Origin of the sequence: Rhodococcus wratislaviensis (genome assembly GCF_041228765.1) — a bacterium.
GTDB classification, from domain to species: domain Bacteria; phylum Actinomycetota; class Actinomycetes; order Mycobacteriales; family Mycobacteriaceae; genus Rhodococcus_F; species Rhodococcus_F wratislaviensis.
Genome location: NZ_CP150488.1, coordinates 8,338,452 through 8,352,067, shown reverse-complemented (window position 1 = coordinate 8,352,067; position 13,616 = coordinate 8,338,452). Strand labels below are relative to the sequence as shown.

15 protein-coding genes are annotated in these 13,616 nt (G+C 69.0%); 9 read left to right on the top strand and 6 right to left on the bottom strand.

Translation table 11 applies throughout. The annotated features are described in order from the left end of the window. Nucleotides 1-13: 13 nt before the first annotated feature. Nucleotides 14-592 carry a TetR/AcrR family transcriptional regulator gene (locus tag WKC72_RS38155; RefSeq protein WP_112301962.1) on the bottom strand — a complete coding sequence of 193 codons (579 nt, stop codon included), beginning with the start codon at nucleotides 590-592 and terminating at the stop codon, nucleotides 14-16. A 60-nt stretch (nucleotides 593-652) separates the two neighbouring features. Between WKC72_RS38155 and zapE the strand changes: the two genes are divergently transcribed. After that, entirely contained in the window at nucleotides 653-1,588 is a 936-nt protein-coding gene (gene zapE, locus WKC72_RS38150; protein WP_370181353.1) for a cell division protein ZapE, read from the top strand. A 43-nt stretch (nucleotides 1,589-1,631) separates the two neighbouring features. Here zapE and WKC72_RS38145 read toward each other — a convergent pair whose 3' ends face one another. Next, nucleotides 1,632-2,948, bottom strand: coding sequence for a TrpB-like pyridoxal phosphate-dependent enzyme (locus tag WKC72_RS38145; RefSeq protein ID WP_370181352.1), 1,317 nt, complete (start codon nucleotides 2,946-2,948; stop codon nucleotides 1,632-1,634). A gap of 115 nt (nucleotides 2,949-3,063) precedes the next feature. Here WKC72_RS38145 and WKC72_RS38140 point away from each other — a divergent pair, with 115 nt between their 5' ends. Genes WKC72_RS38140 through WKC72_RS38120 form a run of 5 tightly spaced genes read left to right on the top strand, consistent with a single transcriptional unit; the run spans nucleotide 3,064 to nucleotide 7,004 of the window. Continuing rightward, nucleotides 3,064-4,038 (top strand): DUF4129 domain-containing protein, encoded by a 975-nt coding sequence (locus WKC72_RS38140; RefSeq protein ID WP_370181351.1) that lies wholly within the window; start codon nucleotides 3,064-3,066, stop codon nucleotides 4,036-4,038. Next, nucleotides 4,020-4,502, top strand: a complete 483-nt coding sequence (locus tag WKC72_RS38135) for a hypothetical protein (RefSeq protein WP_128640086.1) — start codon at nucleotides 4,020-4,022, stop codon at nucleotides 4,500-4,502. The genes WKC72_RS38140 and WKC72_RS38135 overlap by 19 nt, the downstream gene beginning before the upstream one ends. After that, a complete protein-coding gene (locus tag WKC72_RS38130) occupies nucleotides 4,499-5,455 on the top strand; it encodes an AAA family ATPase (protein WP_370181350.1) in 957 nt (318 codons plus the stop codon). The genes WKC72_RS38135 and WKC72_RS38130 overlap by 4 nt, the downstream gene beginning before the upstream one ends. Continuing rightward, nucleotides 5,452-6,675 (top strand): DUF58 domain-containing protein, encoded by a 1,224-nt coding sequence (locus tag WKC72_RS38125; RefSeq protein ID WP_128640085.1) that lies wholly within the window; start codon nucleotides 5,452-5,454, stop codon nucleotides 6,673-6,675. The genes WKC72_RS38130 and WKC72_RS38125 overlap by 4 nt, the downstream gene beginning before the upstream one ends. Further along, nucleotides 6,672-7,004, top strand: coding sequence for a hypothetical protein (locus WKC72_RS38120; RefSeq protein ID WP_370181349.1), 333 nt, complete (start codon nucleotides 6,672-6,674; stop codon nucleotides 7,002-7,004). The genes WKC72_RS38125 and WKC72_RS38120 overlap by 4 nt, the downstream gene beginning before the upstream one ends. Here WKC72_RS38120 and WKC72_RS38115 read toward each other — a convergent pair. The 3 genes from WKC72_RS38115 to kstD all read right to left on the bottom strand — a co-directional run bounded on the left by WKC72_RS38115 (nucleotide 6,983) and on the right by kstD (nucleotide 10,256). Next, a complete protein-coding gene (locus WKC72_RS38115) occupies nucleotides 6,983-7,483 on the bottom strand; it encodes a C40 family peptidase (RefSeq protein WP_005263843.1) in 501 nt (166 codons plus the stop codon). The genes WKC72_RS38120 and WKC72_RS38115 overlap by 22 nt on opposite strands. A 198-nt stretch (nucleotides 7,484-7,681) precedes the next feature. Beyond that, entirely contained in the window at nucleotides 7,682-8,548 is an 867-nt protein-coding gene (locus WKC72_RS38110; protein ID WP_370181348.1) for a MaoC/PaaZ C-terminal domain-containing protein, read from the bottom strand. Further along, nucleotides 8,538-10,256, bottom strand: coding sequence for a 3-oxosteroid 1-dehydrogenase (gene kstD, locus WKC72_RS38105; protein ID WP_112302101.1), 1,719 nt, complete (start codon nucleotides 10,254-10,256; stop codon nucleotides 8,538-8,540). The genes WKC72_RS38110 and kstD overlap by 11 nt, the downstream gene beginning before the upstream one ends. A 148-nt stretch (nucleotides 10,257-10,404) precedes the next feature. Here kstD and WKC72_RS38100 point away from each other — a divergent pair, with 148 nt between their 5' ends. The 3 genes from WKC72_RS38100 to dmpG are packed head-to-tail and all read left to right on the top strand — an operon-like array spanning nucleotide 10,405 to nucleotide 13,137. Beyond that, nucleotides 10,405-11,190 carry a 2-keto-4-pentenoate hydratase gene (locus WKC72_RS38100; protein WP_037242056.1) on the top strand — a complete coding sequence of 262 codons (786 nt, stop codon included), beginning with the start codon at nucleotides 10,405-10,407 and terminating at the stop codon, nucleotides 11,188-11,190. Between the two features lie 10 nt (nucleotides 11,191-11,200). Beyond that, nucleotides 11,201-12,103: an acetaldehyde dehydrogenase (acetylating) gene (locus tag WKC72_RS38095; protein ID WP_112301956.1), complete on the top strand. Its 903-nt coding sequence runs from the start codon at nucleotides 11,201-11,203 to the stop codon at nucleotides 12,101-12,103. Continuing rightward, on the top strand, nucleotides 12,100-13,137 hold the full coding sequence (dmpG, locus tag WKC72_RS38090) for a 4-hydroxy-2-oxovalerate aldolase (protein ID WP_112301955.1): 1,038 nt from the start codon (nucleotides 12,100-12,102) through the stop codon (nucleotides 13,135-13,137). The genes WKC72_RS38095 and dmpG overlap by 4 nt, the downstream gene beginning before the upstream one ends. Nucleotides 13,138-13,176: 39 nt before the next feature. Here the strand turns inward: dmpG and WKC72_RS38085 are convergent, their stop codons facing one another. Further along, entirely contained in the window at nucleotides 13,177-13,554 is a 378-nt protein-coding gene (locus WKC72_RS38085) for a VOC family protein (protein ID WP_037242047.1), read from the bottom strand. Between the last annotated feature and the right edge of the window lie 62 nt (nucleotides 13,555-13,616).

The window sequence follows — 13,616 nt, the reverse complement described above, 5'->3', positions numbered from 1 at the left end:
GGGTGACATTCGTTCAGGCCGTCACACCGCGCAGATACGACTCGACGGCGCGGGCCAGTTGCCGCACGCTGCGTTCGGTGCCGGGCTCGATGCCGTCGAGTGAGCGGGCGCCCACGAAACGGTCGAAGACCAGGCCTTCGACGACGCTGACGAAGTCCGCGCCCGCGTTCTCGGGTTCGGCGACGCCGAGGGCGTCGAACAGTTCGGCGGCGCGGGCACGGGAGAACAGGCACGTCGCGAGGAGAGGGTGCAGGTCGGCGTCACCGGACAGTTCGACGGTCAGCGCGTGCCGCGCGACGAGGTCGTCGTGGCGGGTGTGCAGCAGCCGGTCCAGGGACCGGGCCACCCCCTCGGCGAGGGATGCGAGGTCGAGCGACGGGGCCGCCGTGGTCTCGAACTCCTGCCGCGACCGTTCGGCGAGCCGGCGGACGGCGGATTCGATCAGTGCACGCCGGGTGCGGAAGTAGTAGGACGTGGACCCGCCCGGGAGATCCAGTGCGCGGTCGACGGCTCGATGCGTCAGCGCGCGCATGCCCTCGCGCGCGACGATCGTGATCGCCGCGTCGGCTATCTGCTCACGCCGCTCGGGCACGGTGTCTTCCTCCTCACATCGGCTTGTCGCACGAGACTCTACATTCGTAGTGTTTCCTCTGTGGATGTAGAGGTTCTGTTTGACGACGCGCAGCGCGCTGCCGCGGCCGTCCTGGACGAGACCGCCGCGGGCCTGGAGCAGGGGAGGCCCGGAGTTCGCGGCGTGTACCTGTGGGGACCCGTCGGACGCGGCAAGACGTGGCTCATGGACGGCTTCCACAGGTCGGCGGAGGTCTCGAAGCGGCGCGTGCACTTCCACTCGTTCTTCCGCCGGCTCCACGCCGACGCGCACACGCTGGGGTCCATCGACCTCGCGATCGATGCGGCCCTCGGGGATGTCCGGCTGCTGTGTTTCGACGAGTTCCACCTGCACGACGTCGGGGACGCGATGCTGGTCGCACGACTGCTGAAGGCCCTGTTCACCCGCGGGATCACGTTGGTGGCGACATCGAACTATCCACCGGACGGGTTGTTGCCGAATCCGCTGTTCCATCACCTGTTCGCGCCGTCGATCGCCGTGCTGGAACAGAATCTGACCGTCGTGCGGGTGGCCGGTCCCGTCGACTGCCGCACCGTGGCCGCCGCGGACACCGGGTTCGCTTCGAGCCGTTTCGTCCGGGCTTTCGAAAGCGAGCCCCCGGACCTGACCGAGCGCGTGGCGCTGACCGTCGGGACGCGCACGGTGACGGCCTCCGCCGTGCGGGACCGCACGGTCTGGTTCGAGTTCGCGGTGCTGTGCGGCACCCCGACGGCACCCGCCGACTACCTCGACCTGTCGGAGCGGTTCGGATGCTGGGCGATTACCGGCGTGCCCCGACTGCGGGAGGCCGGCGCGGAGACCGTCCGACGGTTCGCGAACGTCGTCGACGTGCTGTACGACCGGGGTACCGCGCTGACCCTGGTCGCCGAGGCGTCGTGGGACGACGTGGTCGCCGGAATCGACGGCACGCTCGACTTCGACCGCCTGGTGAGCAGACTGTCCACACTGATCCGGTGACCACCGAGGCAGACCCGTACGTGGGTCTGCCTCGGTGAATCGATCAGACGTGCCGGCTGTACGCGGGGAGGTCCAGCTGGCCGTTGCCGGACAGTCCGATGACCACGACCTCCGGTTCGGTGACCGTGCGGGCATGCTCTATGGCCGCGGCCACGGCGTGCGTGGATTCCGGCGCGGGGATGATGCCCTCGGCGCGGGCGAAGAGCAGGCCCGCGGCGAGTGCGTCGTCCTGTTCGATCGCGGTCGCGTCCATCAGTCCGAGGGCGACGGCGTGCGAGACCATCGGCGACATGCCGTGGTACCGCAGACCGCCCGCGTGGATGGCGGGCGGAACGAAGTCGTTACCGAGGGTGTACATCTTCAACAGCGGCGTCAGGCCTGCGACGTCACCGAAGTCGTAGCGGTACTCGCCCTGCGTCAGCGACGGGCAGGCCGCCGGCTCACACGCGACGAGGCGGGTGGTGGTGCCCTCGCGCAGATTGCGACCCAGAAACGGGAACGTCAGGCCCGCGAGGTTGGAACCGCCTCCGGCGCAACCGAACACCGTGTGCGCGACAGGCTCACCCGCCTCCTCCAGCTGGGCCATCGCTTCCTGGCCGATCACGGTCTGGTGGAGCATGACGTGGTTGAGGACGCTGCCCAGCGAGTAGTGCGCACCGGGATCGTTGGCGGCCACCTCGACGGCCTCGCTGATCGCCATGCCCAGGGAACCCGTGGTATCGGGATGCTCGGCCAGGATGGCCCGACCGGCTTCGGTGAGGTCGGACGGAGACGGATGGCAGATGCCGCCGTACGCCTCCATCTGGAGCCGGCGGTACGGCTTGGCGTCGAAGGATGCGCGGACCTGCCAGACCTCCACCTCGAGGCCGAGCAGGGCGCCGGCGAACGACAGCGACGCGCCCCACTGGCCCGCGCCGGTCTCGGTGGTGAGCTTGGTCGTGCCCTCGAGCGCGTTGTAATAGGCCTGTGCCACAGCCGTGTTCGGCTTGTGCGATCCGACGGGGCTGACACCCTCGTACTTGTAGTAGATCCGTGCGGGTGTGCCGAGCACTCGCTCCAGCCGGCGCGCACGCACCAGCGGCGACGGTCGCCACATGCCGTAGATCTCGCGGACCGTCTCGGGGATCTCGATGTACCGCTCGGTCGCGACCTCCTGTTCGATCAGGCTCGCGGGAAACAGCGGTGCCAGGTCTTCCGGTCCCAGTGGCTCGCGTGTGCCGGGATGCAAGTGCGGCGGAACGGGTTCCGGAAGATCGGCGGCAATGTTGTACCAGTGCGTGGGTACGGCCGAGGGAACCGCAACCCCCAGAGGTTCCAGCGATCGAGCCAGGTCGGCTCCGGTTACCGGGGACGTGGTCAAGTAACTCTCCTTCATGGATGGATACGTCCCGAACATGCTGCGCTGTCCGCCGCCGCGAACGGGTGATTTTCCCGGTCCCCGCGTGTCACGATGGAGAGGCAACTCGGGAGTGAGGATGCCGGACCGTCGCGTGCGCAGCAGGGTCGTCCACACGGTCGCCCTGCTGGCGGCCGTCGTGACGGTCACCCTTGCGGTCCGGGTGGCCCCCGCGCCCGACACCCCCGCGACACCGTCGGAGCCGGGCGCAGGTGCGACGCGCGCGCTGGTCATCCTCTCGGCGATCGCCGTCGTCGTCGCAGCGGTGGCGCTGGCGTCCGCCCTTCGCAGCGGTCGGCCGCGAGTCGCCCCCGACCCGCCGCCGGCAGGGCTCACCGGAAACACCGGGTCCTCGGTCTCGCGCCGGCACATTCTCGGCTGGGCGGCATTCGCCTCGCTCCTCGTGGCCGCGGCGTTCCTCCTCGGGTCCGCCGGTGGTGACGGGCCCCCGGACCGTCAACCGTCGCCGGCGATCCCGGCCGCCGACGACGGGGCTGACCGAACCGACGAGTCCGTGCCCACCGAGACTCGTCCGCCGCCCGGCATTGTGGACGAGACCCGCGAGGACCTGACGGAATTGTGGACCGCGGCAGCGATTGTCGGTCCGGTACTGGTGACCGTGCTGATCCTCGGCGCCGTGGCCCGGCGCCCCCTCCGGTCGCGGGTCGGCGCCTGGACCGCGGCGAGTTCCCCCGACGGTCCGGCTGCCTCGCAGTCGCTGGCCCGGGCAGCGGAGGAAGGTCTCGCCGTGGTCGTCGCGCCGAGTCTGCCGCCGCGTGAGGCCATCATCGCCAGCTACGCCGCCATGGAGGATGCGCTGCAAGGGGCGCCGGGCGCCGAACCGCGGGAGTCGGACACCCCGTCCGAAGTGCTGGCTCGTGCAGTGCAACTCGGAGCGCTGCGCTTCGAGGCGGCGGCGCCGCTGGTGCGACTGTTCTCCGAGGCACGGTTCAGCCTGCATCCGATGGGCGAACAGCACCGCGACGAGGCCGCGGATCTGCTCCGGCGTGTGCTCGACGACCTGGGGAGCGACGCATGCTCGCCGTCGCGGTAGCCGGTGTCGGGGCGGTGCTGGCCGTGGAGGTCCCGCTGGTGGCCGCCGGCCGGTACAGTGCGGCCGTGCTGGTCGCGGGAGCGGTGACCGCGCTGGTGCTCTTCGAGATTCGACGACGCATGGCACCCGGGGACGTCGACGACCAGCCGCCGGGCCTGGAAGCCGAACGGGCCGAGGCGACGGCCCGCTGGATGGCACGAACGGAATCACTGATCAGCTGGGCGGACGGTACGCGCGGCGACTGGGATCACCATCTGCGTCCGCTCCTGGCGCGCGAGTTCCAGCAGTCCACCGGACAGCGGCAGGGACTGGACCCCGCCGACACCGCAGCCGCGGGTGAGGTGTTCTTCGGCGACTTGTGGCAGTGGGTCGATCCCGAAAGCGTGCAGCGCTCCGACCGGGCCGCACCCGGGCCGGGCCGGGATGTCCTCGACCGGATCCTGCAACGGCTGGAGCAGCTGTGACGATGCCCGCCGAGGTCACCACCGCGCGCGCCCACGCGGTGCTGGCGGAGGTCGAACGGGCGGTGGTCGGCAAACACGACGAACTCACATCCATCCTGCTCGCAGTGCTCGCCGGCGGGCACGTGCTCATCGAGGATCTGCCCGGACTCGGAAAGACCCTGGTGGCACGATCTTTCGCAGCAGCGCTCGGGCTCGACTTCACGCGGGTCCAGTTCACCCCCGACCTGCTGCCCGCCGACCTGCTCGGCGCCACCATCTACGACATGCCGTCGGGACGCTTCGAGTTTCGTCCGGGTCCGATCTTCACCAACCTGCTCCTCGCCGACGAGATCAACCGCACCCCGCCCAAGACCCAGGCCGCACTGCTCGAGGCGATGGCCGAGGGGCAGGTCAGCGTCGACGGCACCACCCGGATCCTGCCGCGTCCCTTCATCGTGCTCGCCACCGACAACCCCGTCGAATACGAGGGCACCTACCCGCTGCCCGAGGCGCAGCTGGACCGGTTCGCGCTCCGGCTGCGACTGGGGTACCTCACCGAGACCGACGAGCACGAGATGCTGCGCCGACGGCTCGACCGGGGATCCGCCGCCGTCGTCGTCGAGCAGGTGGTCGATGCGGCCGACCTCCTGGCGATGCGCGAATCGCTCGAGCAGGTCAGCGTTCATCACGACGTCCTCGGGTATGTCGTCGCGCTCGCGAACGCCACCCGGCACCACCCGCAGGTCGAGGTCGGGGCCAGTCCCCGCGCGGAACTCGACCTGGTACAGCTGGCTCGGGCACGCGCCCTCCTCTCGGGCCGGGACTTCGTCATTCCGGAGGACATCAAGGCCCTGGCCGTTCCCGCTGTCGCACACCGCATCAGCTTGCGCCCCGAGATGTGGGTGCGCCGCATCCGCAGCGACGACGTCCTCGCGGAACTGTTGCGCCGTCTCCCGGCGCCGAGGGCACGATGACCGAGCACCAGCTGACGTGGCGGGCGTCGCCGGCAGCCCTCGCACTGACGACCTGCGCCGCCGTGGCGCTGACGGCGGGTGTCGTGGGGCGGTGGTGGGAACTGATCGTGTTCGCCGCCCCGATGCTGGGTGCGCTCGGCACGGTGATGTGGTTGCCCCGTCCGGCCACCGGTGTCCGGGTCGAGGCGTCGGCGCGCATGCTGCGGTGTTTCGAATCCGAGTCCGTGCACCTCTCGGTGGACGTGACGGCGTGCGGTGGTGCGGCGGAACTCGAGGTGGCGCCGGCACCGTCCGACGGCTACACGGTCGAGCAGGTCGGCGTCGGCGACTACGTGGTGTCGGCGAACCGGTGGGGTCGGTACGAACCCGCACTGACGGTCACGGCACGTGCAGGCGGCGGCCTGCTCACGGCGTCGCTGCCGGTTCCCGTCACGGAGCTGCGGGTGTTCCCGTTGGCGCCGCCGATGCCGACTCCGTTGCCCCACGCCACCCTTCCGGACCGAATCGGCGCGCACCGCACCCGCCGATTCGGTTCGGGCGTCGAGTTCGGGGACATCCGCCCGCACGCGCCGGGAGACCCGCTGCGGAGCGTCAACTGGCCGGTGAGTGCCCGGCGCGGCCGGCTCCACGTCACCGAACGGATCATGGACCGCGCCGCGGACGTCGTCGCCGTACTCGACACCACCCCGCAGGCGCCCGGCCCGGCGTCGGAGAGCCTGCACCGGACCGTGCGCGGGGCGACGCAGGTGGTGCAGACGGCCCTGCAGCGCGGCGACCGGGCCGGGGTCGTCGTCCACGGGCTCCGGCTGCGATGGCTCGGCGCCGACATCGGGCGCAGGCAGTTCTACCGAATCCTCGACACCGTGCTCGACTCCGACGCCGGCGCCTCCGAAGGCACACTCGTCCCGCGTGTCGCGTTGCCGCCGAGGGCAGTGGTCCTCGCGTTCTCCACCATGCTGGACACCAATTTCGCGCTGTCGCTGCTGGAGTTGAGGCGACGCGGTCACGTCGTGGTGGCTGTCGACGTGCTCCGAGGCCCGCCGTTCGAGTACGAACTCGATCCGATGACCGGCAGGATGTGGCGGCTCGAGCGGCGGAACATGTACCGGAACATGGGCGTTCTCGGGGTCCCGGTGGTGGCGTGGGACGACGATTCCGCGCTGGACCTGGCGCTGGCTCTCGCCGATCGTGCCCGCCGGCCGTCGGGGGCACCCCGATGAGATGGATTGGGGTGGTCGTGGTGCAGGCGGCGTTGATCGCGCTCGTCCTGGGCGACGCGTCCGCGCTCGCGGCGGCGGCCGCGGGTGTCGCGGCGACGGGATTGCTACTTGTCGCGTATACCGGTCTCGCACCCGGAATCCCGACGCTACTGCTGGGCGCGGTCGTCACCGGTGCCGCGGCCGGTCTGGCAGCGACACTGCCGGACGGACCGGCATGGGCGTCCCTGCTCGGACCCGGTGCGGTGGTGGTGCTGTTCCTCGTCGCGGTGTGGCCGTACGTCCGCAGACGCACGCCCACGACCGAGGGTCAGAACCGGCGGATGCTGTAGATGTGGAACTGCGACAGCGGCGCCAGACCCACGGGCACGCCGCGCCCGTACGCATTGAAGACCTGACCGAAGCCGGCGTAGATGCCGATGTGCGACGCGTCCGGGTTGAGCACCACGATGTCGCCGGGAGCCAGCGCCCACAGCGGAATGGGTGCGCCGACCTCGGCCTGCTCCCACGTGGTGCGTGGCAGATTCACCCCCGCCTGCCGGAATGCCCACTGCACCAGTCCCGAGCAGTCCCACGCGTCCGGGCCCGTCCCACCCCACAGATAGGGCTTGCCTGTCTGGGTCGTCGCGGCCGCGAGTGCGGCCAGCCCGGTCGGGGTGGGAATGGGTGTCGGGAGTACGGACGAACCCATCGAACTGCCGCCGGTGCTGCCGCTGTCGGAACTCCCCGCCACCGGTGCGGCGTTCGCGGGGAGAGCGACGAGGGCGGTCGCACAGAACGCGAGAGCACCGGCAACGGCGGCGCGCCGCACGGGACGGAGATGTCTGCGCTGGGACACGAGGTCCCCCCTTTGTTCGCTACTGCTCGTGGAGAGCCGTGGAACCGCCCCGACCATCGGTTGACACGTCTCGATGAGGTCACGGAAAGCGTACAAAGTGTTGCGGCATCGTGCCTGATATTCGCGAATATCCGCCCGAACTGGGCACATTCGGTCAAATTTCGGTAACTGTCACCCCTGGGCCAGGGTCAGCACCACGTCGGCCAGGGCCGGAGCATCATCACGCTCGGGAACGGTGGCCGAGATGAGGAGCCTGCCCTCGTCCCGCCAGATCCGCGTGTGCAGCGTCTCGCCGGGGAAGACCACGCCCGCGAACCGGACTCGGAACCCCGCGACCTGCGACGCGTCCGAGTCGAGTACCGCATCCACGGCCGCTTTGCACACCATCCCGTAGGTGCAGAGGCCGTGCAGGATCGGGGCGGGAAACCCTGCGGCGGAAGCGAACTTCGGGTCGGAATGCAGGGGGTTACGGTCGCCGCACATCCGGTACATCAGCGCCTGCTGCGGAAGGACGGGGGTGTCGGCCTCGACGTCGGCGGGCCGGTCGGGCAACTCGACGGACTGGGACGGTCCGCGCTCGCCGCCGAAACCGCCTTCGCCGCGGGCGAAGATGGACGACCGCCCGGTCCACAGGGGAGTGCCGTCGAGGTCGGTGGTCGTCGACTCCTGCACGATGACGGCGGCCTTGCCCTTGTCCCACACCTCGGCGATACGGGTGGTGGTGCGGGCCCTGCCCTCCGGGGGAATCGGCTGGTGCACGGTCACTTCCTGGCTGCCGTGGACCACGTTGGCGAGGTCGATCTCGACGCCCGGGAACGACACGCGCGGGGCCTCGGTCGCGTGGAAATTCGCGGCCACGGTGGCGAACGTGGGGAGCACCTGCGGCTTTCCGTCGGTCAGGTACCGCAACTCCCTCTCGTCGAGCGGACGGGATCCGGCGCCGAGAGCGAGGTGGTAGTGCTGCACGTCGGAACTGGTCCAGGAGAACTCCTGAACGGGCAGTTCGGCTCCGATGGCGATGTTCGGATCAATGGGCATTGGTGGTGTCTCCGGTAAGTGACGTCGGGGAATCGGCCTGCGAGGACTTGTCGAGGATATCGAGAACCGCGAGATAGCCGAACGTCATCGCCGGGCCGATGGTCGCACCGGGGCCGGCGTAGGTGTGGCCCATCACCGGGCCGCTGGCATTGCCGACCGCATAGAGGTTCTCGATCGTGCTTCCGTCCTCCCGCAGCACGCGGGCGTTGCGGTCGGTGCGGAGACCGCCCTTGGTGCCGAGGTCGCCCGGGACCATCTTGACGGCGAAGAACGGCGCCTTCTCGAGCGCCCCGAGGCTCGGGTTGGGCTTGTTGCGGGGATCCCCGTAGTAGTGGTCGTACCCGCTTTCACCACGGCCGAAGTCCTCGTCCTTGCCGTTGCGGGCGAAAGTGTTGAAACGCGAGACCGTTTCGGTGAGCGCGTCGACCGGTACGCCGATCTTCCCGGCCAGCTCGGCGACGGTGCCCGCCTTGACGATGACACCGGCCTTCAGCCAGCGACCGGGGAACGGGGACCGCGGGGTGACTCCGGCGAACGCGTACCGGTCGCGGTAACGCTGGTCGAGGACGAGCCAGCACGGCACGTTCTCGCCCGGTCCGTCGCCCTGGCCGTGCGTGCCGCCGTACATCGCGTGCGTCGCCTCGACGTACGGCGCGGATTCGTTGACGAAGCGCCTGCCGGATTCGTTGATCATGATGCAGCCCGGCAGGCTCCGCTCGGACAGCGCGAACCACGGGCCGCCGGTGAGCGGGATGGACGGTCCCCACCAGGCGTCTTCCATCAGATCGAGCGCGGCACCGAGCTTTTCGCCCGCCCAGATGCCGTCGCCCGTGTTGGCCTTTGCGCCGACGGTCCACTCGGTGCCGATCGGTGCCCGCTGGTACTTCTTGCGGGCCTCGTCGTTGTGCTCGAAACCGCCCGACGCGATCACCACGCCGCGGCGTGCCCGGAACACCTGTGGCTGTCCGTCGACCGTGGCGGTCACACCCTTGACTACGCCGTCCTCCACATAGAGGTCGGTGAGCGGGGTGTCGAGCAGGATCGGGACGCCTGCGGCCTTCAGTCCGGCCTGCAGTCCCGCGACGAGCGCCTGACCGCGGACGAGCAGGCGCTTCCCGGTGAGCTTGGCGCCGAGGAAGCGGAGACCGACCCGGGCTGCGCGAAGGGGGCCGCGCGGGTTGCGCATCAGGAGGTTCAGCCAGCGGTAATCGGCCTGGGTGATCACGAAATTGGACGGGGCCTTCACGTAATCGGGTTCGAGCTTCGCGAGGTCGGCGCCGAGCTTCCTGCCGTCGAACGGTGTCGGCTCGACGGACCGTCCACCGAGCCGCCCGCCGGGGGCCTCGGGGTAGTAGTCGGAGTATTCGGGCACCCACTGCAGTTTCAGCGGGCTGTTCTTCAGCACGAACGACAGCATCTCGGGGCCGCGGTCGATGTAGGCGTCGATCCGGTCCTTCGGGACCACGTCGCCGATGATGCTGTGCAGGTAGGTCCGCGCGGCGTCGGTGGTGTCCTCGACTCCCGCGGCGATCAGCGCCTCGTTGTTCGGGATCCACACGCCACCGCCGGATCGTGCGGTGGAGCCGCCGAAGTGTGGCGCCTTTTCGAGGATGACGACGCTGAGTCCCTTGTGGGCCGCGGTGAGGGCCGCGGTCATTCCACCGGCACCGCTACCGACGACCACGATGTCGTATTCGTGCTTGCTCATGTAGAACACGTTATAGAATGATGGGGTTGTCAGTCCATCCTTTCTGCCAGGAAGTATTACTGACGCCAACAAACAAGAACGAAACACGTTGCAGTGGAAACCGGTGGGCGTGCGCACGCAAACGAACTTCAGGGAAGGTCCTCTAACCATGCTCTCGACGCAACTACGCACCGAGTTGGCGAATCAGCTCGACGCCGCGGAACGGGGCCGCGCTCCCATCGGCCCCCTGACCGCGGACCATCCCGACATCGACGTCGTCGACGCCTACGAGATCCAGCTGATCAACATCCGCCGCCGGCTGCAGGACGGAGCGAAGGTCGTCGGGCACAAGGTCGGCCTGTCGTCCCTCGCCATGCAGCAGATGATGGGCGTCGACGAACCCGACTACGGCCACCTGCTCGCCGACATGGAGGTCTTCGAGGACCAGCCCGTCGACACGGCGCGGTTCTGCTTCCCGCGCGTGGAGGTCGAGGTCGCGTTCGTGCTGGGCGCCGACCTCCCCGGCGCAGGCTGCACCGAGCAGGACGTCCTGGACGCCACCGTGGCGTTCGCACCGTCCATCGAGCTGATCGACAGCCGGATCACCGATTGGAAGATCACACTGCCGGACACCATCGCCGACAACGCGTCGTCCGCCGGTTTCGTGCTCGGCAAGAACCGGGTGCGGCCCGCGGACATCGACATCAAAACCATCGACGCCGTCCTGACGAGCAACGGTGAGACCAAAGCCGAGGGACGCAGCGACGCGGTGCTCGGCAACCCGGTGACGGCCGTCGCCTGGCTCGCGCAGAAGGTCGAGAGCTTCGGCGTCCGGTTGAAGGCCGGCGACATCGTGCTGCCCGGCTCGTGCACCCGCGCCATCGACGCTCACCCGGGCGATCATTTCCGCGCCGAGTTCAGTGGGCTCGGAACCGTATCCCTGCAGTTCAAGTAGGAGTTTGTTCATGACCAAGGCAAGTGTGGCGATCGTCGGTTCGGGCAACATCAGCACCGACCTGCTCTACAAACTGCAGCGATCCGAGTGGCTCGAACCCCGCTGGATGATCGGGATCGACCCCGAGAGCGAAGGCCTGGCACGGGCCCGCAAGATGGGACTGGAGACGTCGGCCGAGGGTGTCGACTGGTTGCTGAACCAGCCGGAGAAACCCGATCTCGTCTTCGAGGCCACATCCGCGTACGTGCACCGGGAGGCCGCACCGCGGTACGAGGCCGCGGGCATCCGCGCCGTCGACCTGACACCCGCCGCCGTCGGACCGGCCGTGGTCCCGCCGGCGAACCTGCGTGAACACCTCGGCGCCCCCAACGTCAACATGATCACGTGCGGAGGGCAGGCCACGATCCCGATCGTGTACGCGGTCTCCCGCGTCGTCGACGTGCCGTACGCGGAGATCGTCGCGTCGGTGGCGTCCGTCTCCGCAGGCCCGGGCACCCGCGCGAACATCGACGAGTTCACCAAGACCACCAGCCGCGGCATCGAGACCATCGGCGGAGCGCAGCGCGGCAAGGCCATCATCATCCTCAACCCGGCCGACCCGCCGATGATCATGCGCGACACGATCTTCTGCGCGATCCCCGAGGACGCCGACCGCGACGCCATCACCGATTCCATCCACCGCGTCGTCGCGGACATCCAGCAGTACGTCCCCGGCTACCGGCTGCTCAACGAACCGCAGTTCGACGACCCGAGCGTCGTGTCGGGCGGGCAGGCGACGGTCACGACGTTCGTCGAGGTCGAGGGCGCAGGCGACTTCCTGCCGCCGTACGCGGGCAACCTCGACATCATGACCGCAGCGGCAACCAAGGTGGGCGAAGAGATCGCCCAGAAGCTCCTGAGTGTGGAGGCATGAGCACTATGGTCCATTTCGACGCCAGCTGGGACATCCGCGTCACCGATACCTCGCTGCGGGACGGTTCGCACCACAAGCGGCACCAGTTCACCGGTGAGGAGGTCCGGGCCATCGTCGGTGCGCTCGACAACGCCGGGGTCCCGGTCATCGAGGTGACGCACGGCGACGGACTCGGTGGGTCCTCGTTCAACTACGGGTTCTCCAAGGTGCCGGAGCAGGAACTCATCTCGATCGCCGTCGACACGGCGAAGAACGCGAAGATCGCCTTCCTGATGCTGCCCGGTCTGGGCATCAAGGACGACATCATCGTCGCCCAGGACAACGGCGCCTCGATCTGCCGCATCGCGACGCACTGCACCGAGGCGGACGTGTCCATCCAGCACTTCGGGCTGGCCCGCGACCGCGGACTCGAGACCGTCGGCTTCCTGATGATGGCGCACTCGATCGCGCCGGAGAAGCTCGCCAAGCAGGCCCGCATCATGGCCGACGCCGGCTGCCAGTGCGTGTACGTGGTCGACTCCGCAGGCGCGCTCGTGCTCGAGCAGGTGTCCGACCGCGTCGAGGCGCTGGTGCAGGAACTCGGCTCGGACGCGCAGGTGGGTTTCCACGGTCACGAGAACCTCGGACTCGGTGTGGCGAACTCGATCGCCGCGGTCCGGGCGGGTGCCAAGCAGATCGACGGCAGCACAAGACGATTCGGCGCCGGGGCCGGAAACGCGCCGGTCGAGGCGTTCGTCGGCGTGTGCGACAAGATCGGCGTCAAGACGGGCATCGACTTCTTCGCGATCGCCGACGCCGCCGAGGACGTCGTGCGTCCGGCGATGCCCGCCGAATGCCTCCTCGACCGCCAGGCGCTGATGATGGGATACGCCGGCGTCTACTCGAGCTTCCTCAAGCACGCCGAACGCCAGGCCGAACGGTACGGCGTCTCGTCCGCCGAACTCCTCGTCCGCGCCGGCAAGCGCAAGCTCGTCGGCGGCCAGGAAGACCAGCTCATCGACATTGCCCTCGAACTGCAACGCGAGCGCCTGTGAGTACTTATTAACCGCCCGCGGTTAATAAGTACTCACAGGTCAGCGGGCGGTCTCCCACAGCCCGACGACGTTGCCCTCCGAGTCGGTGAAGTATGCGGCGAATCCCATGTTCCCGACGGGGGTCCTGCCGGTGACGGTCTTGCCGCCGAGGGATTCGATCCTTTCGAGGGCGGATTCGATGCTCTCGACGTCGACGGTGACCGCGGGAGAGGTCACCTCCCCGCGCTGCATCATGCCGCCGTTGATGTACCCGGGTTCGTCGGGCATGCCGCTCTCGCCGACGGGTCCGGTGGTGACCATGCTGTAGTCCATGTCGGGGATCTCGGCGATGGCCCACCCGAAGGCGTCCCGATAGAACGCTCGTGCGCGGTCACCGTCGTCGAAGGGGATCTCGAAGTGCACGATTCGGCCTGTCATGGCACGCCTCCGGTTCGGCTGGAACCGCCGAATCCGACGGCATGTCCAGCCTAAAACACGTG

Bases quoted from the DNA above. Each gene is read 5' to 3' on its own strand.
- WKC72_RS38095 (WP_112301956.1), top strand. From the start codon at position 11,201: ATGACCAAGGCAAGTGTGGCGATCGTCGGTTCGGGCAACATCAGCACC.
- WKC72_RS38135 (WP_128640086.1), top strand. From the start codon at position 4,020: ATGCTCGCCGTCGCGGTAGCCGGTGTCGGGGCGGTGCTGGCCGTGGAG.
- WKC72_RS38120 (WP_370181349.1), top strand. From the start codon at position 6,672: ATGAGATGGATTGGGGTGGTCGTGGTGCAGGCGGCGTTGATCGCGCTC.
- dmpG (WP_112301955.1), top strand. From the start codon at position 12,100: ATGAGCACTATGGTCCATTTCGACGCCAGCTGGGACATCCGCGTCACC.
- WKC72_RS38110 (WP_370181348.1), bottom strand. From the start codon at position 8,548: ATGCCCATTGATCCGAACATCGCCATCGGAGCCGAACTGCCCGTTCAG.
- WKC72_RS38140 (WP_370181351.1), top strand. From the start codon at position 3,064: ATGCCGGACCGTCGCGTGCGCAGCAGGGTCGTCCACACGGTCGCCCTG.
- kstD (WP_112302101.1), bottom strand. From the start codon at position 10,256: ATGAGCAAGCACGAATACGACATCGTGGTCGTCGGTAGCGGTGCCGGT.
- WKC72_RS38125 (WP_128640085.1), top strand. From the start codon at position 5,452: ATGACCGAGCACCAGCTGACGTGGCGGGCGTCGCCGGCAGCCCTCGCA.
- WKC72_RS38085 (WP_037242047.1), bottom strand. From the start codon at position 13,554: ATGACAGGCCGAATCGTGCACTTCGAGATCCCCTTCGACGACGGTGAC.
- WKC72_RS38100 (WP_037242056.1), top strand. From the start codon at position 10,405: ATGCTCTCGACGCAACTACGCACCGAGTTGGCGAATCAGCTCGACGCC.